18 protein-coding genes and 1 CRISPR repeat array are annotated in these 22958 nt (G+C 65.5%); of the genes, 13 read left to right on the forward strand and 5 right to left on the reverse strand.

Annotation, left to right across the window (positions count from 1 at the left end; all coding sequences use genetic code 11):
* A partial coding sequence (locus ACTWQJ_RS04100; protein ID WP_443305219.1) for a CRISPR-associated endonuclease Cas3'' occupies nucleotides 1–771 on the reverse strand: 771 nt, incomplete at its 3' end.
* A 230-nt stretch (nucleotides 772–1001) separates the two neighbouring features.
* A CRISPR array of direct repeats spans nucleotides 1002–1579; the repeat unit is 29 nt; unit sequence CTGCTCCCCGCACCCGCGGGGATGGTCCC.
* 348 nt (nucleotides 1580–1927) lie between these two features.
* The gene (locus ACTWQJ_RS04105) at nucleotides 1928–2122 is read right to left on the reverse strand and encodes a hypothetical protein (protein ID WP_443305220.1); all 195 of its coding nucleotides are present in this window, start codon (nucleotides 2120–2122) and stop codon (nucleotides 1928–1930) included.
* 881 nt (nucleotides 2123–3003) lie between these two features.
* On the opposite strand from ACTWQJ_RS04105, the gene ACTWQJ_RS04110 reads away from it, so the two are divergent.
* From ACTWQJ_RS04110 to ACTWQJ_RS04130, 5 genes are all read left to right on the forward strand, one after another.
* The gene (locus ACTWQJ_RS04110; RefSeq protein ID WP_443305221.1) at nucleotides 3004–3360 is read left to right on the forward strand and encodes a helix-turn-helix domain-containing protein; all 357 of its coding nucleotides are present in this window, start codon (nucleotides 3004–3006) and stop codon (nucleotides 3358–3360) included.
* Nucleotides 3361–3513: 153 nt separating this feature from the next.
* Nucleotides 3514–4365, forward strand: a complete 852-nt coding sequence (locus ACTWQJ_RS04115) for a hypothetical protein (protein WP_443305222.1) — start codon at nucleotides 3514–3516, stop codon at nucleotides 4363–4365.
* 2 nt (nucleotides 4366–4367) lie between these two features.
* Complete coding sequence (locus tag ACTWQJ_RS04120; protein ID WP_443305223.1) at nucleotides 4368–5096, forward strand: HAD family hydrolase; 729 nt, start codon at nucleotides 4368–4370, stop codon at nucleotides 5094–5096.
* Between the two features lie 101 nt (nucleotides 5097–5197).
* Nucleotides 5198–6673, forward strand: a complete 1476-nt coding sequence (locus ACTWQJ_RS04125) for a helix-turn-helix domain-containing protein (protein ID WP_443305224.1) — start codon at nucleotides 5198–5200, stop codon at nucleotides 6671–6673.
* The gene (locus ACTWQJ_RS04130) at nucleotides 6670–7545 is read left to right on the forward strand and encodes an aminoglycoside phosphotransferase family protein (RefSeq protein WP_443305225.1); all 876 of its coding nucleotides are present in this window, start codon (nucleotides 6670–6672) and stop codon (nucleotides 7543–7545) included. The genes ACTWQJ_RS04125 and ACTWQJ_RS04130 overlap by 4 nt, the downstream gene beginning before the upstream one ends.
* A gap of 31 nt (nucleotides 7546–7576) precedes the next feature.
* On the opposite strand, the gene ACTWQJ_RS04135 is transcribed toward ACTWQJ_RS04130, so the two are convergent.
* Nucleotides 7577–8539 (reverse strand): FAD-dependent oxidoreductase, encoded by a 963-nt coding sequence (locus ACTWQJ_RS04135; protein ID WP_443305226.1) that lies wholly within the window; start codon nucleotides 8537–8539, stop codon nucleotides 7577–7579.
* On the reverse strand, nucleotides 8536–9966 hold the full coding sequence (locus ACTWQJ_RS04140) for a carph-isopro domain-containing protein (RefSeq protein WP_443305251.1): 1431 nt from the start codon (nucleotides 9964–9966) through the stop codon (nucleotides 8536–8538). The genes ACTWQJ_RS04135 and ACTWQJ_RS04140 overlap by 4 nt, the downstream gene beginning before the upstream one ends.
* Before the next feature lie 278 nt (nucleotides 9967–10244).
* On the opposite strand from ACTWQJ_RS04140, the gene ACTWQJ_RS04145 reads away from it, so the two are divergent.
* The 5 genes from ACTWQJ_RS04145 (at nucleotide 10245) to ACTWQJ_RS04165 (ending at nucleotide 14322) form a co-directional block, all read left to right on the forward strand.
* The gene (locus ACTWQJ_RS04145) at nucleotides 10245–10724 is read left to right on the forward strand and encodes a helix-turn-helix domain-containing protein (protein WP_443305227.1); all 480 of its coding nucleotides are present in this window, start codon (nucleotides 10245–10247) and stop codon (nucleotides 10722–10724) included.
* Between the two features lie 240 nt (nucleotides 10725–10964).
* Entirely contained in the window at nucleotides 10965–11321 is a 357-nt protein-coding gene (locus ACTWQJ_RS04150; protein WP_443305229.1) for a hypothetical protein, read from the forward strand.
* Nucleotides 11322–11325: 4 nt separating this feature from the next.
* On the forward strand, nucleotides 11326–12627 hold the full coding sequence (locus ACTWQJ_RS04155) for a radical SAM protein (RefSeq protein ID WP_443305230.1): 1302 nt from the start codon (nucleotides 11326–11328) through the stop codon (nucleotides 12625–12627).
* Complete coding sequence (locus ACTWQJ_RS04160) at nucleotides 12624–13529, forward strand: radical SAM protein (protein WP_443305231.1); 906 nt, start codon at nucleotides 12624–12626, stop codon at nucleotides 13527–13529. Before ACTWQJ_RS04155 ends, ACTWQJ_RS04160 begins: the two co-directional genes overlap by 4 nt.
* Nucleotides 13530–13536: 7 nt before the next feature.
* Nucleotides 13537–14322 carry a hypothetical protein gene (locus ACTWQJ_RS04165; protein ID WP_443305232.1) on the forward strand — a complete coding sequence of 262 codons (786 nt, stop codon included), beginning with the start codon at nucleotides 13537–13539 and terminating at the stop codon, nucleotides 14320–14322.
* Nucleotides 14323–14379: 57 nt separating this feature from the next.
* Here ACTWQJ_RS04165 and aspS read toward each other — a convergent pair whose 3' ends face one another.
* Nucleotides 14380–15702, reverse strand: a complete 1323-nt coding sequence (gene aspS / locus ACTWQJ_RS04170; RefSeq protein WP_443305233.1) for an aspartate--tRNA(Asn) ligase — start codon at nucleotides 15700–15702, stop codon at nucleotides 14380–14382.
* 845 nt (nucleotides 15703–16547) lie between these two features.
* On the opposite strand from aspS, the gene ACTWQJ_RS04175 reads away from it, so the two are divergent.
* From ACTWQJ_RS04175 to ACTWQJ_RS04185, 3 genes are all read left to right on the forward strand, one after another.
* The gene (locus ACTWQJ_RS04175) at nucleotides 16548–17543 is read left to right on the forward strand and encodes a hypothetical protein (protein ID WP_443305234.1); all 996 of its coding nucleotides are present in this window, start codon (nucleotides 16548–16550) and stop codon (nucleotides 17541–17543) included.
* 54 nt (nucleotides 17544–17597) lie between these two features.
* Nucleotides 17598–18251: a GNAT family N-acetyltransferase gene (locus tag ACTWQJ_RS04180; RefSeq protein WP_443305235.1), complete on the forward strand. Its 654-nt coding sequence runs from the start codon at nucleotides 17598–17600 to the stop codon at nucleotides 18249–18251.
* Nucleotides 18252–19482: 1231 nt separating this feature from the next.
* The gene (locus ACTWQJ_RS04185; RefSeq protein ID WP_443305236.1) at nucleotides 19483–22824 is read left to right on the forward strand and encodes a LamG domain-containing protein; all 3342 of its coding nucleotides are present in this window, start codon (nucleotides 19483–19485) and stop codon (nucleotides 22822–22824) included.
* Nucleotides 22825–22958 lie beyond the last annotated feature (134 nt).

A 22958-nucleotide genomic window follows, 5' to 3' on the forward strand; every position in this document is an offset into this window, starting at 1 on the left:
CTCCTCACCACTCTGGTGCGCGGCCTGCGGAAAGTACGGGAACAGATCGGGGTTGCTGGCAATCCAGTCCGCGACGATCACCAGCGCCGACAACAGCACCTGCACCGGCTGCGGCAACTTCACCGACCGCCAGTCACCCAGCCGCCCCGCCGCCCCGAACTCCTCGGCACACGCCTCCAGCAGCTCCTCCTGGACCCGCAGCCACAACGCCCGGCTTGCCCCCGGCGTACGCAGGAGGTCCTCACGGTCGTCGAGCCCCTTGATCTGCCCGTGCTCCGGCGGCACTCCGTGATGCCCGCCCACCACGACCGCGAACTGCCCCGACTGCCGCACCGTGAACCCGTACCGCTCCTCCAGCCACTCGGCCAGCAGCAACTGCCCGGCCAGCCCGTGCGGAGCCATCCGGCGCTCGGTCCCCCACTGCCGCTGAGTCTTCATCTCCAGGCCCTGCTCGTGCATCGCATACGCGAGCTCTTCGACCTGGCAAGCAAACGCCGGCGTCGCCTTCCCGATGTCGTGCACCCCCGCCAGCCACACCGCCAGACGACGCCCATCGTCCAGCCCGCCCGGCAGCACCCCCGAAATCAGGGCCCGTACGTTGTCCGGCAGCCACTGATCCCACAACAGCCCCGCCACCGCGGCGCTGTCCTCCATGTGCCGCCACAGCGGAAGCCATCCGTGACTGTCCCGATCATGCTTGGCCCACACCGCCCGGGCTGGGGCCTGAAGCCGCGACAGCAGGTCAGTGCCAGAACTTCCCCCACTAGTCATGCAAGATGACTACACGTAAACCGGCGCCCATTCGGCCAAATTACGGAAGCGGGCCCCAACTGGAGCTGGTGCAGGCGCCCAGTGCTCCACAAGCACGCTTGAGGCGTATGGTGATCTGTCCGCCACAAGCAACACCACGAAACTGGACGCAACGTATGCCCCATTTGCCGGAATCGGCGAAAGCGTGTGAATCCTGGCTCCTGGAACGATAGACCCACAGGTCAGGCAGTCTGCTCCCCGCACCCGCGGGGATGGTCCCGGTCCGGTGATCCCGTCATCATGGCCTCAGCCCTGCTCCCCGCACCCGCGGGGATGGTCCCTGCACGCCGGGCCAGCCGTGGCAGGTGGGCGTCTGCTCCCCGCACCCGCGGGGATGGTCCCGCGCCGACCGTCGACCGGCTGGCCGCGTCGATCTGCTCCCCGCACCCGCGGGGATGGTCCCCACCCCGCCGACACACAACCGGACAGGAAAGACTGCTCCCCGCACCCGCGGGGATGGTCCCTGGCTCGGCGACGCCGCTCTGGTGTGGGGTGTCTGCTCCCCGCACCCGCGGGGATGGTCCCGGCTGGCCGGAGACTTCGCGCGGGACCTGCACCTGCTCCCCGCACCCGCGGGGATGGTCCCGTGAGCCTGTGGCCAGGGCTTTTCGAAGTCTGCTGCTCCCCGCACCCGCGGGGATGGTCCCGCTCCCCGCGCTACGAGATCTGGGTGGGACGTCTGCTCCCCGCACCCGCGGGGATGGTCCCGCCCAGGCCTGCAAGGGCCAGGCGGTCGAGGTCTGCTCCCCGCACCCGCGGGGATGGTCCCCGACCGGTGGCGGAATCATCAGGGGATGATCCTGGCAAGCTGTAGGGTCAACCGCCAGTTCCGAGACTGCCTGACTTGCATTGTGGTCCGTCGCTGGTCCGTGATCCACCGTCTCCACAGCGCGATCGGAGACACCCCGACTCCACTCAACTCGGGGCAGGCCGGAGCCTCCACCGATCCCGGAGCGGTTCAGGCTATCTCGTGACTCATCGGTTCTCTCACTGGGGTGGAAGGGGCGGCGACAGCAGAGTGGGAGCGGCGGGCACCCGTGGGGGCGCAGGCTGACGGTGGCTGGAGGAACGATCAAGCGAGGCACCTTGCGTCGCTGCGCTCGCCGTCGGTGGCCGACTAGAACTTGATCCCGCTGATCATCTGGGCGAGGCTCGTTACGGCCTGCGAGATCGTCGGCGCGATCGAGGAACTGGCGAGGTAGAAGCCGAACAGCGTGCAGACGACGGCATGCCCCGCCTTCAGCCCGCCCTTCTTGATCAGCAAGAACGTGATGATGGCCAAGAGGACGACGGCTGAGATGCTAACTGCCATACGACGACCCCCAGTTGTGCGCGACGGCGGACCGCGTCACGGAGAGTCCGTGAAGGAGGGCGGCGCTGTCGGTGCACACGTGCTTACCGTCGGGGGGAAGCAGCCAGACCCCCAGACAGGTGGAGTACGCGGACCCCTGCCTGTCGATTGAGCACACCCACATGCCCGTACGGCACATGGTTTGTGGGGCGTGCCACCGGTACGCCGTGTCCGGTTCAACCGGAATGTGAATGAAGGAATGCGCCTGGCAACAGAGAACCGGCCCCACAGGGAGCCCCCATTTTCGGACACTCTCGATCGCTCGTAATCCGACGAAGAGCCCTGCCTGCACGACATCGACCGCGCCGAGTCGCAGCAACGGGTGCGCCGTGAGCTGGACTCTCCACGGGAGTTCGGTCTGCGTGGATGCCAATGGCGACTCCTGTAAGAGATGGAGGCCGTGCCGCTGCTGCCAGCCGTGAGGCGGCCGCACGACATCCGTGGTCGACTGCTGGGTGGTGGGTGGATCAGGGGTGGCCTCAACTCGGCCTGGCGCGGCAATCACCGGGAAGCTCCTGTACGTGCGGACGCACTGATTGAGCCACCTGACCAAGTGACTGCTGTCACAAGGGCGTTGGCTGGTCCCCAAGCCTGTTTACTGAAAGGCGATTACGCACATTCCGAGGGTGATATCACTCAGGTGATTCCGGTTCCGGAAGTGCCGGTGAGCCGCTCACATAGGGAGGCAAAGAGTGCTCCAGCAGGCGCGGCGACATTGCGATCGATGCGGCTGCTCCCTAAGCCAGTACAACACGGACACACTCTGCGCCGCTTGCACTCGCTCTCGAGCATGGGCGAGACACACTCCCACGGTCCCCCAGAGTGTCTGGTTCGACCCCGAAGTGCAGAGTGCGCTCGCGGCCTGGGACTTTGGCAGGGCTAGCCGCCTGATCCGGCAGCGCGGTGGCCTCCGCCAAGAAGACATGGCCCAACTCACCGGTTTGAGCCAGGCGTTCCTCTCCATGCTGGAATCAGGCCGCCGTCGCCTCGCCAACATCGACAAGATCATCGAGTTCCTGAAAGGCCTGGGCGCACCCGCCAACCTGGTCTCGCTTCCGCTCGCACATGCCCCCGCTCCGGCAGCAGAGCAGCCGGCTGCCCCGTTCGCCGGAGACGTTGATCCCACCTTGCCCTGGACCGCGGCCCGTATGGTGGCAGCACTGGATACAGCGGTGGGAGGCAGTGCGATGGACCGCTGACGATTCCTCACCACCAGTGGCGTCGCTCTCACCGCATTCGTCAACGCGTGGGACACCGCAGAAGCAGAACCGCTCCGCCGAGCAGCGGAGGGAAGCCGCCTCACCAATGACCTGCTCGACGCCCTCCAGCGCACCACCGACAACCTGCGGACCATGGACGCGAGCGACGGCAGCGGCACCCTGACAAGTCTCGGAAACCGTCACCTCCAGTTCCTCAAACACCTCCTGGAGGAAACGTCCTACGGCGAGGCGACAGGACGGCGGCTCGCGGCGATCATCGCGGACACCGCCACGCAGACCGGATGGTTCGTCTTCGACTCCGGCGACCGTGACCGCCCGCTCAGCTACCTCTATGCAGCCCTCCGCGCTGCGAAAGCGTCACACGACGTACGTCTCGGCGCCGGCGCCCTGTCCTACATAGCCATCCACGGGTACTCCACCGGAGCCCCACACCATGCCGTCGCCGCGGCACAGCAAGCACGCGACAAGATCAAGAAATTCGGCACGCCCGCACTCGAAGCGATGCTCCTGACCAGGCAGGCCCGCGGACACGCCAAACTCGGCGAACGCCAAGCGGCCCTCGCCGCACTCGGAAGAGCCGCTGAACTCTGCGCACAGGGGCGTTCCGACCACGACCCGCACTGGCTGTACTGGATCAACGAAGGCGAGATCCACGGACAGACCGGCAGCTGCCACCTCGACCTCGGCGACCCGCGCAACGCCGTCGCCAGCTTCACAAAGGCCCGAGAGGCGCTCAACCCCACCGACCACCGAACCAGGGGACTATTCCTCTCGCGCGCCGCAACCGCCCACATCGAGCAGGGCGATCTCGAAGCCGGATGCGCCACAGCGCACGAGGTCCTCGACCTTGCCGAAAAGCTTCAGTCAGCCCGACTCAACAGCCACGTCACGAGCATGATCCAGCAACTCCACCCCGTCACGCACAACCCGTACGCTCAAGACGTACTGGAGCGATACGCCGCCTTGACGGCAACAGGGAGCTGAACTTGACCGACACCAGGCAGATCCTCGTGCTGTGGGACATCGACCGCACTCTGCTGTACGTCGGCGACATCGACCGGCAGGTCTACCGGGAAACCTTCGCCGAGATCGTCGGCCGTCCCGCAGAGCATCTTCCGGCCCGGGGCACCGGGGTGACCATGCCCCTCGCAATTCGATCCCTCCTCCTGGACAACGGCGTCCCCGAGACTGAGGTCCCCTCCCTGCTGCCGCGCATGGTCGAACTCTTGCCGCAGCGCCTCGCCGCGCACACCGGAGATCTGCGCGAGCAAGGCGTCCTCCTACCTGGTGCTGTGTCCGCTCTCAAGACCGTGCACACGCAACCGGGCCTCGTTCCGACCGTCGTTACGGGCAACCTCAAGCCCAACGCGCTGCTGAAGCTGGAAGCGTTCGATCTCGCCGGGTTCCTGGACACAGAGATCGGCGGGTACTCCTCCGACAACGATCACCGTCCAGCCCTCGTCAGCGTCGCGCAGCAGCGAGCTCAGGCCAAGCACGGAGCAGGCTTCACACGCTCGAACACCGTCATCATCGGCGACTCTCTCGAAGACGTCCGTACGGGCCTTGAGGGCGGCGCTCCCGTCATCGGAGTCGCCTCCGACAAGACCTCCGCCGACGAGCTGCAGTCGGCCGGAGCCGACGTCGTACTCGAAAGCCTGGAAGACGTCCCGAAACTCCTGGATGCGATCACAGCAGTGACCCGCGAACAAGACTGACCGCCCCGTAGAACCCCTCACCTGCCCGTATCACATGCGTGATACGGGCTCGACAGCCCCCGCACATACGCTGGCGTGCGCAGACGAGGAACGGGGGTGCGATGAGGAAGAATGCTCGGGCATGCGCCGACTGCGGCTGCCGACTGAGCCGGTACAACCAGGAAGACCGCTGTGCGGCATGCTCCCGCGACCGGCGGCCGGACGCCGGCCACGGACCCAGCATCCCAGACCAGGTCTGGCTTGACCTGGATATTCAAAGTGCCATTGTCCACTGGGACTTCGGCCTCGCAAGCCGCCTCATCCGCGAGAGAGCGGGCCTCCGGCAGGACGACATGGCGTTCATGACCGGACTCAGTCAGAGCTTCCTGTCGATGCTCGAAGCCGGCAGCCGACGCTTAACGAACCTCGAAAAGGCCGCACGGTTTCTCCAAGGCCTTGGAACCCCCGACGCCCTGCTCGCCCCACCATTCCGCGAACACTCAGCGCCCCCTGCACTCGCTCGGGCCTCGTACTCCAGGCCCTGTCCGGATGACATCGGGCCGACAAAACACGACGCCCCGGACCTCGACGACCTGGCGGCGCAGGCAGCGGTGCAGTCGCTGCGCTTCGCGGACGAGATCACGAACACCAACGTGAGCGATGTCGAACTTGAGGGACTTGAGTCCACGCTTACACGGATCGCGAGCGACTACGTCCACGCTCCGCTCCACCGGATCTTCACCGACCTCGTCACGACACGAGACCACCTCTTCACGCTGCTGAACGGCCGCCAGCCACTGGGCCAGGCCCGAGAACTCCTTCTCCTCGCTGGCACGAGTTGCCTCCTGCTCGCGCATGCATCACAGAACCTCGGCGACGAAGACGCCGCAATCGCACAGCTCCAAGCCGCCTGGACATTCGCGGAGCAGGCCAACCACGACGACCTGCGGGCCTGGGTCAAAGGCACAGCCGCACTCATCGCGGAGTGGTCCACTCGACGGCAGACAGCCCTTGACTACACACGTCAGGCGATCCAACTGGCGCCCGGTGGGGAGACACGCATCAGGATCGCGGCAATCGAAGCCAGGGCGGCGGCACGCATCGGAGACCGAACCACGGCCATGGCCGCCCTCGAGGACCTCCAACGCGCCCGAGACCAGAAAGCGACCCCTGACGCGCTCACCCGGTTCGGAGGGCTCCTCACGTTTCCCGAGGCGAAGCAGCAGTACTACATCGGAGGAACCTTCGCCCTCCTCGGGGAGTACCAGCGAGCCGAACAGCACGCTGCCGCAGCCATCAAACTGTACGAGAGCGGGCCCCAGGAGCAACGGTCATACGGTGACGAGGCCCTGGCCCGCCTCGATATCGTCGCCGCACGCATAGCGGCAGGAGAAATCGAAGAAGCCGGAGAGCAACTCACCTCCATCCTCGAACTCCCTGCGGACCAGCGGATCCGGCAGATCGGCGACGCTGTGCAAGCAGTGACTACGCTGCTGGAGGAACCGCGGCTCGCTCGCAGCCCGCTCGCCCGTGAGCTTGCGGACGCGACACGCGGCTACCAGGCGATCGACACCCGAACGGAAGCCCTCACCCCATGACCCTGACGGTCTCCCCAGAGTCCGCCGCGCGCATGGCCTGCCGGGCGTCAGGCCTGGCCGACCAATCGCTCACCCAACTCCACGAACATGCCACCTCAGTGTTCTTGCTCGCTGCAGAAGGCGTAGTCGTTCGCGTTAGCCCTGCCTCCCAGCAGCAGAGGCTCGAGACCGCCGTCTCCCTGACACGCTGGCTCGTCGCGAACGACTTCCCAGCCACAGAACCTATGGGCATTCCACAGCCAGTGGCGTACGCCCCCTACATCGTGACGTTCTGGCGGCACTACCCTCAGCCTGCGAACGGTGCACCACGTGCGGGATGGCTGGGCGAGCTGCTTCGTGCCTTCCACGCCCTGCCGTCACCCCCGCTGGCCCTCCCGCGGTACCAGCCGCTCGCCTCGCTCAAGAGCACCGTGGAATCCAGCACCCACCTGGAGGCAGGCCGGCGAGCGTGGCTGACTGCGAGGCGAGAAGAACTCCTTGACGAGTACGAACAGCTTGACTTCCTGCTAGGCAGCGGCCACATCCACGGAGACGCGTATCCGGGCAACACTCTGTGGGCCCATCAGGGCGTCCGACTCGGCGACTGGGACGAAGCAGCCTTCGGGCCCCGTGAGATCGACCTGGCAAACACCTTTCAAGGGGTCCGTTTCGGGCGCACCACTGAAGAACTTGACGAATTTAGCCATCAGTACGGATGCGACATCAGGCAGTGGCCCGGACTTCGCGTTCTCTGCGAAATCCGCGACCTACACACCCTCGGTTCCTATATCCGCCGTGCAGATCGCGGAGATACTGCTGCCGCGCAGCAACTGTCGCATCGCATTGAGACCCTCAGAAACCGCGACTTCCAAGCGCAATGGAAGGCTGCCTGACGTACCACGCCCTCGGACACGTGAGCGATCGTCATGCGGCCGTCGTCGTGGACACCAACTCGACGACGTCGCCCGCGCAGCCCCACGACAGGGTGACGCCACTGCCGCCGTGCCCGTAGTTGTGGACCACCGTGACGCCGTTCTCGTGGCGCTCCGCCTCGACCCGGACGGCAGATCGTGTCGGCCGGGCCCCCACTCGGTTGGCGATCACGGGTGCCTTCGCCAATGCAGGCACGATCTCAGCGCACCGCTCCACAATGGCCCGGGCCGCTTCAGGATCCTCGTGGAGGTCTGCTTCTCCGTCGATCGCGGTTCCGCCGAGCACAATGGTGTCGCCGTGCGGGTAGATGCACAGGAGATCGGACGACAGGCCCGTGTCTTCGGAGAAGAACTCTGTGACTCCTGGGTTCTTCACCACGACATGCTGGCCGCGGATCGGTCGGAGGTCTGAGTCTCCGGCGAGGTCTCCGCCTCCCAGCCCCGCGCAGTTCACGATCACGGAGGCGCCTTCGATCTCATCCAGTGAACGGATCGTCCCGCGCTGAACGACCCCGCCCGCGCTTCGGAAGCGGTTCAGCAGGTACTGCAGGTAGACCGGCATGTCGATGAGCGGCACGGTGAACCTGTAGCCGTTGGTGAATCCGGTGGGCAGTTCCTCCGACGTGCAGATGCGGAAGTCGGGCAGCAGGCTGCTCCAGTCCGGCGCCGACGCATGGGTCCGGGCGGCCTCGATCCCGCTCACCATGTGCACCCCGGTCTCGGGATCGTCGGCCAAGGCCTCGAAGGTGTGGAGGGAAGCGAGACTCCATTCGCGGACCCGGGCCCGCGGCTCGACCAGATAAGGCCCCCACATCGCGCCGGCTGCCAGCGATGTCACGCCAGGAACATCCTCCGCCACGAGGCGCACGGGAAACCCTGCTTCGAGGAGCGCAATCCCTGTGGTGAGGCCGGAGACGCCTCCGCCGATGATGACGATCGTCCGCTCTGCTGTCATGCCTCGACCGTATCCGCCTGACCAGGCCCTGTTCCGGCATATATCCGAAGGCCCTCCTCCAGCTCAGGCAGGAACGTCTTTACGTGCGGGTTCCTCTGCCGTCGGCGTAACTCGACAGCCAGCTGCTGGAGAAGCCCTGTGCTGCGGGGGGAGCGGACTGTTTCCAGGCGTGCGACGGCGGTCCTCGCGATCTCGATGGAGCGTTCCATCTCGCCTGAGGTGCTGTAGCCCAGGGCGAGCCAGGCGCCTTCGAACAGGGCTCTCCGTTGGCTCGGGTCTCCGTTGCTGACCATGTGAGCCCCGGTCTCCAGGAGATCCTGCCCGCGCCGCATGAGCCGACGACCGGTCGACTGTTGTCCCTCGCGGAAGGCTGAGCGCCCCAGGTTGATCATCGAGTAGCCGGTCTGGCACTCCAAGTGGTTCGACGTGAGGAAGTACATCCACCGTGGTTCGACTTCGTTTCCCGCTCGTGTCTCGATCAGTTCTCGGGCGAGCCAACTGGTCCGCTCGAACTCTGCCGCCTGCCCGGCGGCCGCGTATCCGTGCGCCAGGCGGGAGAGGACTGACGCCCGGACGCTTGCCGTTCCGCCATCGCTTGCTCGTCGAGCGGCTTCGCCCAGGGTGATCGCGTCGTCGGGATGGTGCCGGCTGGCTGCTTGAAAGGACATGTCGGCGAGGATGTGCGCGCACAGCTGTCGGTCGTTGACCTGGTGCGCTGCTCTGAGAGCCGTAACGAAATACCGTTGAGCGAGACCGTGATTGGCGGAGTCGAAGGCCATCCAGCCGGCGAGTTGCCCGATCTCGGCGAAGGCACGGATCAACCGGGCGGTTGCATCCTCGGAGAATCCGCCCTCACGCAGCAGGAGACCGACGGCGCGGAACTGCGCTCCGACGTACGGGAGGTGCCGCGCGCCGCCGTTCGCGTCGTCGAGGAGTTGCAGCAACGGCAGGTTCTGCTCGACCTGGGCGACGAGAGGGTCGGAGGCCTCGCTGTCTGTGATCCTCGGCGTGAAGGTGCCTCGTCCTGCCACTCCGTCGAGGTATTGAGAGATCGCCGCGAGCAGCCCTGCCCCCGAGATGGCCAGGAAGCGGCGGCGGTCGACAAGCCCGCCAAGCACCCAGTCCTCCACGATCTGATCAAGCCCTTTGACGGTCCATGGGTGTTCCAGGTTCGCATCCGCGGGCAGCAGCAGGGGAGTGTCGGGGGCCCTGCCCTGCCACAGTTGCTCCAAGGAAACCGGTCGGCCGAGTTCGTATGAGAGAACGTGGGCCGTCATCGCGGGCAAGGGGGAGCGCGGTACACCTCCGGCGTCTCGCCAGTGGTAGGGCGCAGTCTCGGCGACCGTCCCGGCTCCGAACACGCGGTTCAGCTTTCGGGCAAGAGCTTTGGGGCTCCACCCGAGCTCCTCCAGGAGCGCCGACAGCACCTCGTTGTGCCCCCTGGCTGCTTTCGACACTCCCAGCCTCCTCTCTCCGTTGCACGTACTACGTGCTCCCGCTCGGGCATTCCCAGGTTTCGGCCCAATGATCAACCCGTCGGAAAGTTGACCGAGTTGACCGCTTGATGGTCTGCGCTGAGCCCCCATGGATCCGGTGTTCTAGTGCTTCGGGCTACGAACTGGCCTCAGCGCCCAGATCAGGCAGGGACACCGGCTCGGGGCCCGAGCGTGAAGCAGGACACCCCGTCCGCAAGGAGTGAGCGTCTGTGCTGGCCGGACAAACCATCGAGACACGACCTCCAGGTTCCGGCCGCCTGTGCGCTGATTGCGGATGCCGCCTGAACCGGTACAACGACGGCCGGCGCTGCTTCGCCTGCAGCCGCAACGCTGCCATGCCGGAGGCATCCGCACCGGCGATCCCACAGGACATCTGGGATGACCGCGAAGTGCAGCAAGCCCTGGTCTCCCGTGACTTCGGTTCCCTGTGCTTACGCATCCGCGAATTGACATCGATGCGGCAAGACGACCTGGCGCTGATCACAGGGCTCAGCCAGCCCTACCTCTCGATGCTGGAATCTGGCCAGCGCAAGTTGACCAACATTGACAAGATCGTCACCCTCCTGGACGGCATGAACGTGCCCACGGTGCTGACGGGGCCGATGCTTCGCACTCCAAACCGCGCCACTTCACCTGGAACCCAATCACCGGGACCCTCCGAGAACCCGCAAATCCGGTATACGCCATAGCGTCCCTGTGGGATATCACAACCGTGATGTTTGGCAGTCGAAACGTGCTAGGGGAACCGGGAACGGGAACTCGGTGGTGTTGCAGATCCGGTTGCTGAATCCATATTGCTGCAGTGATATCACTCGCGGAATGTTCCCGATCCTCATTGTGCGGAAAGCTACTCGCCGCACAGTCCTTCAGGACTCTGCACGCAGCAACACCGATCGTCGTCAAGAAAAGAGCACTCGAAGGGAGAGAACATGCCGACCCCTCGTCGGACCAAGAACGACCACCTGCTCTACGCCGACGTCGTCGACTCCAAGACGAAGGCTGGCGTCTGGATGGGTGAGCGCGATGCCTTCCAGGCCAAGCAGGCCGAGATCCTGGAAGCGGTGAAGGACAAGGCGGACTGGGTCCCGGTCGAGAACGCGATCATGGTGGTCAGCACCGAGCCCGCCGGCATCACGATCATCGCCTCGAACCCCACCCTCCCCGGCGTGATCGTCCTCGCCGACGGCGGCTCGCCGGAGGCCTCGGCGCAGCTGCAGGCCACCGGCGAGGAGCTCGTCCGCAAGGTCATGGCCGAGCGCGGCATCGTCGAAGAGGAAGCCGCGTAACACCGTGACCTCCTCACAGCTCCTGTGGGGGAAGTACATCCAGTACGTCCGGGACGGCGAGGGCGCCCTCCTCGACCCGGTCACGCTGGACAGTGTGTACCTCGACCGCGGGGAGGTCACCGACCTCTCCGCGGTTCCCCCGACCGCGACACACAAAGCTCTCGCAGAGCTCGGCTTCACGCCCGACAGCCCCGACGTCGATCAGCGTGAAGCACTCCGCAGCCGACTCCACCAACTCGGCCTGAACCCAGTCCCCGTACGGATCAGCGGCCTGCGCGTCGTCCTCACCGACGCCTGCAACATGAAGTGCAGCTACTGCTTCGTCGAGACCAACACCGGCAAGCCGGACATGACCGAACAGGAAATCGCCGACGGCCTCACCTACCTTTTCGAGGCGAACACTGGCCGCGACGAGGTAGCCATCCAGTGGTTCGGCGGCGAACCGACAACCCGGTTCGACCTGATGCAGTACGGGGACACCCTCGCGGACTCCCTCGCCGAGCAGTACGACGTCAAACGAGTCCGTCGAACAGTCGTCACCAACGGCGCCCGCATCACCAACGCCATGATCGACCATTTCGCCCGCTACCAGTACGGCGTCGGCATCTCCATCGACGGACCACCCGCCATCAACGCCGAGCACCGGCGACTCCTGGGAGGGCAACCGGCTGACAACAGGATCCAGCGCAACGTCCGTCGACTCCTCGACGCAGACGGCGTCCACGTGGGCTGCAACCTCACCCCTACGTCCGCGAACATCGGCCGCCTGGCCGAAACCGTCAGCTGGATCATCGACCACCTCGGGCTGAAGTTCATCTACGCCAACACCCCGATACCCACCAGCGGACGCTGGACGGTCAAGGGCAGAGAACTGGCTCAAGAGCTGTACCAGGCACGCCTTGCCGCCCTCGGACGTGGCGCCATGATGTTCTCCGTCCTCGACCGGGCATTCCAGGCCCTCGACCGGCGCCGCCCCATGCTCTTCGACCACATGCAGAGTGACCGGACCTTGAACGTCGCCCTGCTCCCCGGCAACCGAGTCAGCCTCTGCGACATCAACTTCACCGCGCCCTCCTTCCTGCACACCCTCGACGAGCTGCGAGCGGACCCGAACCTGCTCGGTGGCATCGCCAAGAACGTCGCCCCCATCCCCGAATGCGGGCAGTGCCCGGCCCTTGCGATCTGCGGTGGGCCTTCCCGCAATGAACAACTCCTCATCGGCGGAGACCGACCTGACCTGCAGATGTGCGACTTCTACACCAGCACCGTGGAGATCGCGGTCTGGGACAGCACGGGGGTGCAGTGAACACCGTCACCCACCCCGAGAGCCCGTCCGCGCAAGCCCGGCAGCGGTTCCGCTCCGCGCTCATCAGCACCGCCGGCCACTGCAAGATCGCCTGCGGATTCTGCTTCCGAGCTGACCGGGCCCACGGCTTCCTCGACATCCCCACCTACACTCGGGCACTGTCCAGGTTGAAGGAGACCGGCGTCGAAGCGATCTGCCTGACCGGCGGTGAACCCGCGCACCACCCCGAACTCCGCCAACTCGTTCGGCTCGCCCACCAGTTCGGGATTCCCGTGTCGATCGTCACCTCGGCCCGAGATCCCGAAGACGTCGACCGCTTGGCCGACATCGCGCGCCTGCTCGCGAACGTCACGGTGTCCGCCGACTCGATCGGCGCCATGGAACTCGGGCGAACCACCCGGTCCGTTGCGTCGGCGATCGCGACACTGGAACAGGTCCCCGCAGCAGAGAGAGTTCTCCACCTCACGTACTGGAACCTCACAGCCCGCGAATGCCAGGACATCTACGAGCGGGTCGACAAGTCAGGAGTCCAGATCCAGATCAGCCCGGTGGCGCTCGACAGCACGGCTCAACAGCGCGCCGGCTACACCTTCTACGACTACCTTGCCCGGCAGCGGGAGGACGCCGACCTTCTCGGCCGCTTCTTCCAGCTCTCCGAGCGGTTCCAGGAGCACCTCACCACGCTGCGAGCCATGCAGCTGTACCCCGAGCGACGGCCCTCCTGCGCGTCCGCGGCCCTGTATGTATCCGCAAGTGGTGAAATCCGGCGCTGCCCCTACAGCAAGTCAGGGGTGAGCGTCCGCGGACCCCGCGCAGAGATCAGTCGCTTCCTCCACGCTGAACCCCACGACCGGACCACCCCAGAGTGCGCGGCCATCTGCCGCGCCGCCGACATCCCGTGAGCAGACGATGGCGACCTCAGTCACCACACCAGAAGAGTTCATCGAGCGGTGGCGAACTCCTCCCAACCTGCGCGTCAGCAACGTCCTCACCGCCACCGGCTTCACCTTTCCGCCTGCCCTCGACGTCCTCGACGCGATCCGACACGACGAAGAAGTGCGCTTCACCATCCTCGGAGACGAGGACTGGTCCGTACGCATGGACCGCACGTCGGCCTTCCGTACAGCCCCGATCGAAGAAGTGGCCACCTGGACCTTCCGCCTCGTCCACTTCAACCTCACCCGCTTCTACGACGGGCTCCTCAGCGGATTCCAGGAGCGGATCATGATCCCCTGGCGAACCCAGCTGTCGAGCTGGGGGTTCACGTGGCAACGGTGCGCGCCGCTGCTGTTCATTTCGACAGGCGGCGCCTCATCGACGTACCACAACGACAACTCACACGGACTCGCGTGGCAGATCGAGGGGGCCAAGACCTTCCACAGCTACAAGGACCCCGACCGACACCTCACGGCCGAGGCCGCTGTCGTAGGCGAGACCACTGCAGAGGAACCGCCCGAACATGACCCGGCCGACCGCCAGTCCGTACGGATGGGACCGGGCGACCTGCTGTGGAGCCACGCCCTGACCCCGCACTGGGTGACCACCGAGTCCCCCCTCGCGATGAGCGTCACCCTCTCCCACGGCGGCCTGTGCCACCAGGGCCGCTTCGCAGACCGTGAATTGGCACTCCGCGCCTACTGGGACCAGCACCCCGACGAGGCATGGAAGCTCGATCTGCGTAACGCCCGCTACTGACCGGGGCCGGGCCGCTGCACCCTTCATGGGAGCAGCGGCCCCGGCCTTTCGCCGTGACTACGGGGTGAGCCGGTTCGGACCACGGAACAGGAACGTGGCCTCCCGGATCGAGTCGAGGCCGAGCATCACCATCAGGACGCGCCCAAGCCCCATGCCCAGACCACCGTGCGGCGGGCACCCGTACCGGAAGGCGTTCAGGTAGTCCTGCATCGGCTCGGTGCTCATGCCCTTCTCCGCAGCCTGCTTCAAGAGCACGTCGTAGCGGTGCTCACGCTGAGCACCGGTTGTTACCTCCAGCCCCCTCCACAGCAGGTCGAAGCTGAGCGTCACACTCGGGTCGTCCGTCGGCCGCATGTGGTAGAAGGGCCGGATGCTCGTCGGATAGTGGGTGACGAACACCCACTCGTGTCCGGTCTGCTCCTTGATGTGCGCTGCGATCCCGCGCTCACCCTCCGGGTCCAGGTCCTCCTTCACGCCCGCCGGGTCCCAGCCCTTGGCCCGCAGGATCTCCTGCGTCTCGGCCATCGTGATCCGCGGGAACGGCGTCGTCGGCACCGTGACCTCGACACCGAACGTCTCCCGGATCGCCTCACCGTGTGCGTCGGCGACCTTGGCGACGGCGTACGCGAGCATCTGCTCCTCGAAAGCCATCACGTCCTCGACCCCGTCGATCCACCCCAACTCCACGTCCACGCCGGTGAATTCGGTGGCATGCCGGGAAGTGAACGACGGCTCAGCGCGGAAGACGGGCCCGATCTCGAAGACCTTGTCGATACCCGCCGAGATCGCCATCTGCTTGAAGAACTGAGGCGACTGCGCCAGGTAGGCGGACCGGTCGAAGTAACCGAGCTTGAACACCTCAGCGCCGGACTCGGATGCGGTACCCATCAGCTTCGGGGTGTGCATCTCAGTGCAGCCCTGCCGATAGGCGTACTCACGCATCCCTTGCTCGAACGTGGTCTGCACAGCGAACAGCAGCTGCGCCTGCGGCCGGCGCCGCACGTCCAGGAACCGCCAGTCCAGGCGGTGTTCGAGTCCAGTCTGCTCATCGATGGGCAACGGTGTCTCTGCCCGGTTCAGAACCTCGACTGATTCCGGGATGATCTCCAGGCCGCCGAGCTTCACGATCGGGTTGTCGACCACGCGACCGGTGATCCGGACCGCGGACTCCGGCGTCAGTCCCTCCAGCGCAGCCTCAACCTCGTCGCCTTCACCGCCGCGTTTGTGGGTGACCTGCACCATTCCGGTGTGGTCGCGTACGACGACGAACTGCATCTTGCTCTGCAGGCGGAGCGTGTTCACCCAGCCCGACACAGAAACGGTCTGCCCAACATGTTCTCGCAGGCCAGACACCAGTACACGGCTAGTCGTGTGGATCATCGCAGCCCTCCCAGGGGCGTCGTCATGATCCCTTGGGGGCGCGGACGAGAAGGGTACTCGCGGTGCCACCGCGCCTTTACCGCAACTCGAAGAGCTACGGCCTCATTCGTGCCCGATGACGGGGGCCAGCCGGCGGAGCATTGGGCCTTTCACGAGGCCGTTCCTCTCCGCACTCAGGAGGGTCTTCACCCCGGGGCGCAAGGCCGCCTTCCCAGCTACCAGCGGCTCTCTCTGCTCGCGTGATCCCGCGGTTACTCGTCTCCGTCAACGCGTTGCTGTTGAGCATAGCTGGGCAGACAGGGATACGACAGCAAGATCACGCCAACGGGTTGGCCTGTCACCCACGCGGTTACCTCCCACCGCCGTCGTGCCACCCACCGTCTTGCCGCATCAGACGTGATGGGGCGATGTTCAGTCATGGGAGGGCCCGGCCGCTGCCCAGGATCTTCACGAGTCTGTCGCCACACTCCGTCGGCGCGTAGCAAATCCGGGCATCCATGACGAACTGCTCGGCGTCGACTGCATTCCCCCTGACCAGGATGCCCAGCCCTCAGCGCCGTGACAGACCGCCACGCACCATCCCCGCCGCAGCCCGCTGAACAGGCAGATCTGCAGACCTGCCTCCAGGAATTACGTGGGAGATATTACGAGAGTTATTTTAGGCAGTTGCGATCAATCTCTATTGTGCATTGGTGAGATCCTCGCGCATATTTGCCCACCTCATGCGTCTGGAGGGACTTGCATGCGATGGCGTTTGGCGTGAATCGGCAGCCGTCATCGCTTGAGTTGCCGCCGACCCAATCTTCGCGATATTCGGCCCACTGGCTGAGGAGCGATCGGCGAGTGTGAACACCAGATATGAACCATCGTTCCGATTTCCGGAACCGACCCGGCGAGATGACTCAGGGAAAGGGATCCACTCGATGGAAGGGGCGTCGACTCCCGAGAATCTGGTTGAGGTTGTCTCAACCGTGTCATCGAAAGCGCCCGACCGCACCATAAAGTACGTCTTCAAAACGTCAGACAGGGCCACCTTCGAGGCTGTGCAACTCTGGGAGGGAGACCACGGAGCCTATTCGGTGTGCATGTCGGCCCAGGCAGGATGCCGGTACGGCTGCACGCACTGCGCCACGGCCTTCGCACGCACCCCCTATGTCCGGAACCTGCAAGGCCACGAGATTGTCGCCGCGGTAGAGCAGGTGGAGGTAAACGTCCGGGATGAGCAGGGCCCTCTCGCCTGGATCGACTTCGCCGGCGTCGGAGATGCGGCTGCCAACTGGGCCCACGTCGCTGCCGCCGCGAGAACGATCACCGGCCGGGAACCGGCTCGCGAGGTGAAGGTGACCAGCATCGCCCCGCCAGCGTGGGTTCGGAGCCTCCTGAAGCCCCGAACCTGGCTGCCGAACCGGTTCATGTTCTCGCTGCACGGAGCTGATGCTGCTCAGCGGAGGGTGGTCATTCCACGCGCTGACGACCCAGCTGCCGTACTACCGCTGTGGGCCGCTACTGCCGACCTGCGCCCCGTGGTCCTGAACTACGTTCTTTGCGAGCACAACACGCGGCCCGAGGACGAGTCGGCGCTCACTGACTTGCTCACCCCCTACGGGGGCCGCTTCCTTCTGCTGCGGCCCTCAAGCTTCAATCCCGTACAGGGCAGCCTCCTGCGACCCAGCACACGGGAAACCGAATTCATCGCCGAAATCTCACGCAAGCTGACCGGGGGGACGGTAGCCCACCATTCCTCCGCTGGACGGGCAACAGCCGCCGCCTGCGGGCAGCTTCGCGCCAGCATCCTGGAACTCGGTCCACCAGCCGACGCTGTAAACCGCGACATCGGCTGACATCACGACAACAGCCACCTCGCACCAGGCGCCGGTGGATTGCACGCAAGTCCTGTGACCTCATCAAAAAACGGTGGAACGTGCTCGAACCAGGAGAAGGCGACGCAAGCGACACTGAGCGCCTCCATCGTGGTCGGGCCGACCAGCAGAGAGATCGCGATGCCCGCTGAAACCCCCAAATACGGCCCCGCCACATTGCGACGCTGGCGAGCCGCGGACGCCGATGCTGTGTACCAACTCGTGAACGAGTCGCTCGACCACCTGCGCCCCTGGATGCCATGGGCAGCCGAGCACAGCCGACAGCAGAGCACGGAGTTCACCGTCAACTGCGAACGAGCGTGGGCGGCAGGTACCGCCTACACCTACGCCATCCTCTCGGAAGGCGCCCTGGCCGGGAGTTGCGGCGTCGTTCGCCACGACCAAATCACAGGTATGGAGATCGGATACTGGCTCGCACCCTCATACACCGGGCGCGGCCTGGCGACCTCCGCCGTTGCCGCATTGACGATCCAGGCCTTCAGCCTCCCGGACATCCAGTGCGTGGAGATCCTCCACGACGAAGCGAATCATCCAAGTTGCGCCATTCCCAAGCGACTTGGATTCGCGCAGATCGACATCAGCAGAGGGACACCACAAGCGCCCGCAGAGTGCGGAGTCCGCGTCACGTGGCGGCTTGACCGTGCGGCGTTCATGCACCGCCGTTGGTGATGTCGCGGTCGGGGAACGATCCAACAGCTGTGGCTGTAGGACTACTCGTCTTCGGAAGGGGAGTCCTCCTTCTGGCCTCTCTGCTCGGGGTCTGGAGGGCCTTTGTAGCTGTTGTCTGCGTTTCCATCGGCCTGGCAGTTGTCGTTGAAGCCCAGCGCCGCTCCACCGTGCGAGGCGAGCAGGAAGAGCGCCAGTGGAAGCGCATAGTTTGGGAGGAGTGGGGCTATCGCGCTGAGTGAATGACGCCTGGTAGCCCGTCGCATATCTAACATCCACGCGATAACTCTGTGGTGCCGGGAATACCGTTCCCCCATCCTGACGGAATGCCCAACATCATCACCCCCCGCCTCCGGTACAACTCCACAGCGGTACGCCCACACTGGGAGGACCTCCCTCTGGACGTTCGCCAACTCATCGCACGGCGGGCCCGCGGGCGATGGGCTGTCCGCCGTGTGTGTGGGTGGGCAGGTGGTACTCGAGCCACCGGACTTTTCAGCAGTGAACTCTGCCCAACTCCTGCCCCACACCGGCTCTCAGACAGCTGCCCGACTGGGAGTGGTGGCAGTCGCTGATTACTGACAGTCAGAGGCTCGTCATCAGAAAGGTCATCAGAAGGGGCAGGTCCGTATGCACGTGGTAACGCTCTCAGTTGGTTGCGTAGCGGGCGACCAGCAGGGTAGTGCGCATTTGGCCAGCTCAGGCGGCATTCGGACATGCGTACGTGATCTACATCACTTCTAGTTGACTCAACTTAGTAACTATTCGTTAACTCTGCACACCTGTGAAATTTGTGTAACTGGGGTGGGGCACGGTGAAGTTGGGGTGTGCAGGCGCGCCCGCGTCGAGGGCGCGACGAATGCGCGAAGCGTTGCTGGGGGGTCTGGCGTCAGTGCTGCTGCTGTCAGCACTGCCTGTACCGCCTGCGGCCGCCGTGCCGGCAGCTGCAGAAGCGCAAGCCGGTGCTGTAGACGAGTCGACCGCCCTGACGCAGGCTCAAGCGTCGGGTGAGCCTGTGGAGGTGACGGCTGATCGCACCGAATACTCAACTACGCATGCCAACCCCGACGGCTCGTTCACACTGACCCAGTCCACAACACCTCAGCGGGTCAAGCAGCAAGACGGCAGCTGGGGCCCCGTCGATCCCGTACTCGAGCGAAGAGCCGACGGGCGAATCGCTCCAAAGGGAGCAGTAGTTGACCTGTCGTTCTCGGGCGGCGGCTCAGGTCAGGACATGATCCACCTGGCCAAGGACGGCCGGTCCATCACGTTGGGCTGGGCGGACGCGCTGCCGGAGCCGACGCTGGACGGTGCAACAGCCACGTACGCGAACGTGCTCGACGGGGTGGACCTGCAGCTGACGGCCACCGCCGAGGGTTACCGCGAAGTCCTCGTCGTCAAGACACCTGAAGCGGCCCAGAACCCGGCCCTGGAGCAAGTGACACTCGCCGCGTCAGGAGACGGCCTGTCGGTAGTGCCCGGCGCTGGCGGCGGCCTGCGCGCCATCGATGAGGATGGCAACGCTGTCTTCCGGGGACCCGCCGGTCAGATGTGGGATTCCGCTGGCGCCACCGAATCCGGGCCTCAGCCTCAGCTGCTGCCAGCCACCGCTGCCACGGCGGACGAGCCGCAGGCCGAGGACCCGTCGCAGCCGGGGGAGGGCGATGTCACCGCGGTGCTGCCGGTGAAGGTCGACGACGGCACAGTCGCCGTCCAGCCGGATCTGGACCTGCTGCGCGGCAACGACACCGTCTATCCCGTGTACATCGACCCCTCGGTCGGCCTGGGTGTGTCGGAGCGCACGAAGATCTCTTCCGACGGCGACAAGTTCTGGATGTTCGACGGGGACAAGGGCGTCGGCAAATGCGGGACAGCCGACGGCTACACCTGCGGCAGCGGCTACGTCGACCGCATGTACTTCGAGTTCGCGCCCACCAAGCTCGCCGGCAAGTACGTGCTGGACGCCACGTTCCGCGCTCGTGAGACGTGGTCGTTCAACTGCGATCCGCACTGGGTGGACCTCGAGCGCACCGACAACATCTCCGAAGGCACACGCTGGCCTGGACCCGCGCAGCTGGACCAGATGGGAGACCGGTACGTCTCAGCGGGCCGCGGTGATCTGTGCAGCCCGGACCAGCCGGATGCGTGGATTGAATTCAACGACAACCCCGAAGAGTCCGACGAGAACCTGAAGAACACCGTCCGCTCCTTCGCAGACGGCAAGATCAGCCGACTGACGCTGATGCTGCGGGCCAAGGACGAAAGCGACCCGCGCGCCTGGAAGCGTTTCGATGACAGCGCCGAGCTCCAGGTCACCTTCGCCTACAAGCCTGGTGTGCCGACGGATGTCGGTCTCATCCCGGGCAACGGCACCACCGCCTACTGCAAGAAGTCCTCGTCCGATCCGCTGATCGTCACCCGCAGGGACCCGATCGTGCAGGCCCGCGTGCAGACGCAGGTCGAAGCCCATCAGGGCGCCGAAGAGGGATCCCTGCAGGCCGAGTACGTCGTGGAGCGGGGTGACGACGCGCCCTGGCACGAGGTGTGGACGGGACACATGCCCGACACCGGATGGGACCCCGACGGCACGCTGGAAAAGCTGCGCACCACCAACCGTGCTGACGGCGGTCTGTACCGCTACCGGGCCCGCACCCAGTCGCACTGGTCCTACGGCGGCAAGACCGGTGACCTGTGGTCCTCCTACACCTCGTGGTGTTATTTCAAGATCGATTCATCGGCGCCGAAGGAACCACGGATCACCGCCGGTTCCCCGTACACCGAATGCGCCACAGTCTGCGAGGGCAAGGGCGGCCCCGGTATACCGGGCTCCTTCACCTTCCAGCCCAACACTGCCGACATCGACAGCACCGGGCACACCGACATCAAGGCGTATGAATGGTCGCTGCTGTCCACACGTGCTCGGCAGGTTCCCGGCAGCCTGAAAGTCGAAGTCGATGATGTGACACCGCCCCTGTCGGGCACCCAGGTGCTGTCGGTGCGGGCCAAGGACGTCTACGACCGGTGGGGCACCCCGCAAGAGTTCGTCTTCAAGGTGGAACCTGCCCAGGGGCCCGTGGGGCGCTGGCACCTCGACGGCCCACCGGGCGCCGATGTGACGACGGCCAAGGACACCGCCACCGTGGGAGAGCGCCATGATGCAACCGTGGTCGGAGAAGCCGGCACCCGCTGGTCGGACCGGGCCCGCCGAGGCGAGGGCGACTACTCGCTGCGCCTGAACGACACCACCACCGATCCCGCACTGCAGACCAGCTACGCCGCTACGGAAACGCCAGCGGTCAACACCCAGGATTCCTTCACCGCCTCCGCCTGGGTGCAGCTGTCGAATGCCTCGGCCAACCGGGTTGTGCTGTCCGCGCCCGGCACGAACAACAGCTCGTTCGCGTTGTACTACTCATCCGCATACAAGAAGTGGGTGTTCAACCGCGCGGACAAGGATCAAACGAGCGCGGTGTACATCCGCTCGATGGCGGACCGCGAGAACCCTCCACTGAACGTGTGGACGCACGTGGCGGGCGTCTTCAAGACGGAAGGCGACGACAACCTCCCCGACACGGACCCTGCCAACGACACCATCCAGCTTTTCATCAACGGTCGGCCCCAGGGCCAGCCTGTGGCCCTGTCCCAGGCAGCATCCACCTACACGCCGTGGGCCGCGAGTGGAGGACTGCAGTTCGGCCGTTCCAAGGCAAGCGGCACTTACGGCAACTACTACTTCGGCCTGCTGGACGAAGCCACGGTGTGGCAGCGGGCGCTGAGCCCGGAGCAAGTCGCCGAGGACGCCGCGCTTCTGCAGGAGGGGGTGCCCGCCAATGAACTGGTGGCCCGGTGGGATGCCACCTCGGCCAAGGGCACCGAAATCGCCGAAGGCACGATCTACCCGGTGCCGTCGATGAAGTTGTCAGCCTCTGGGGCCACGCTGAACGAGGACGACAACGCTCTGTTCCTGGACGGGACAGCCGGATACGCGGCCTCCACGGGTCCGGTCATCGATGAGACCGGTTCGTTCACCGTGTCGGCGAGCGTTCGTCTGGACTCGCTGGCGCTCAAGAGCAAACCAGTCGGCTATCAGGCGCAGGTGGCTGCTCAGCGCATGGCGGGGGAGTCCTCGTGGGCCCTGTGGGTGGTCAAGCCTGAGGACGGCGTCTACCAGTGGAAGTTCACCCGCACTGCGGTGGGGACCGACGGCAAGGTCACTCAGAGCGCCGAAGTCTCCGCCGGTGATCTGGCCCTTGTCGATAGCTGGGTGCAGATCACGGGAGCTTTCAACGCCCAGGAGACCTGGGAGTGGATCGACCCCGCCGACGGCACCAAGACCGAAACCCGCTACGGCAAGCTGCACCTGTTCGTCGGTGAATACGACCAGCAGGCGGGCGAGACGGCAGGGTTTTCCACCCCGCAGCAGGGCAGCGGAGAGCTGACCCTGGGGCGCGGCACCACATCGGGCAGCACAGGCAATTATCTGCCCGGCGGGCTGCAGGATCTGCGGATCTGGACTGGGGCCATGACCGCCGACCAAGTCCGCTCCCAGATCCTGGCCACCCCGGACAGCGTCTGAGCACCTAGCTGCCGCCGGGCGGGATGGGCAGTGAGCACTCCGGCCCGGCGGCAACGGGCGCGCCGCACCCTTCTTTTCCTTCCTTTCACCCGTATCAACGGCACGTGCCCGGCCGCGACGCGGCCGGGCGTCCG

Origin of the sequence: Streptomyces sp. KR55 (assembly GCF_052245645.1) — a bacterium.
Lineage (GTDB): Bacteria > Actinomycetota > Actinomycetes > Streptomycetales > Streptomycetaceae > Streptomyces > Streptomyces flavusporus.

Bases quoted from the DNA above. Each gene is read 5' to 3' on its own strand.
- ACTWQJ_RS04115 (WP_443305222.1), top strand. From the start codon at position 3,514: ATGGACGCGAGCGACGGCAGCGGCACCCTGACAAGTCTCGGAAACCGT.
- ACTWQJ_RS04185 (WP_443305236.1), top strand. From the start codon at position 19,483: ATGATCCACCTGGCCAAGGACGGCCGGTCCATCACGTTGGGCTGGGCG.
- ACTWQJ_RS04125 (WP_443305224.1), top strand. From the start codon at position 5,198: ATGAGGAAGAATGCTCGGGCATGCGCCGACTGCGGCTGCCGACTGAGC.
- ACTWQJ_RS04165 (WP_443305232.1), top strand. From the start codon at position 13,537: ATGGCGACCTCAGTCACCACACCAGAAGAGTTCATCGAGCGGTGGCGA.
- aspS (WP_443305233.1), bottom strand. From the start codon at position 15,702: ATGATCCACACGACTAGCCGTGTACTGGTGTCTGGCCTGCGAGAACAT.
- ACTWQJ_RS04150 (WP_443305229.1), top strand. From the start codon at position 10,965: ATGCCGACCCCTCGTCGGACCAAGAACGACCACCTGCTCTACGCCGAC.
- ACTWQJ_RS04130 (WP_443305225.1), top strand. From the start codon at position 6,670: ATGACCCTGACGGTCTCCCCAGAGTCCGCCGCGCGCATGGCCTGCCGG.
- ACTWQJ_RS04135 (WP_443305226.1), bottom strand. From the start codon at position 8,539: ATGACAGCAGAGCGGACGATCGTCATCATCGGCGGAGGCGTCTCCGGC.
- ACTWQJ_RS04105 (WP_443305220.1), bottom strand. From the start codon at position 2,122: ATGGCAGTTAGCATCTCAGCCGTCGTCCTCTTGGCCATCATCACGTTC.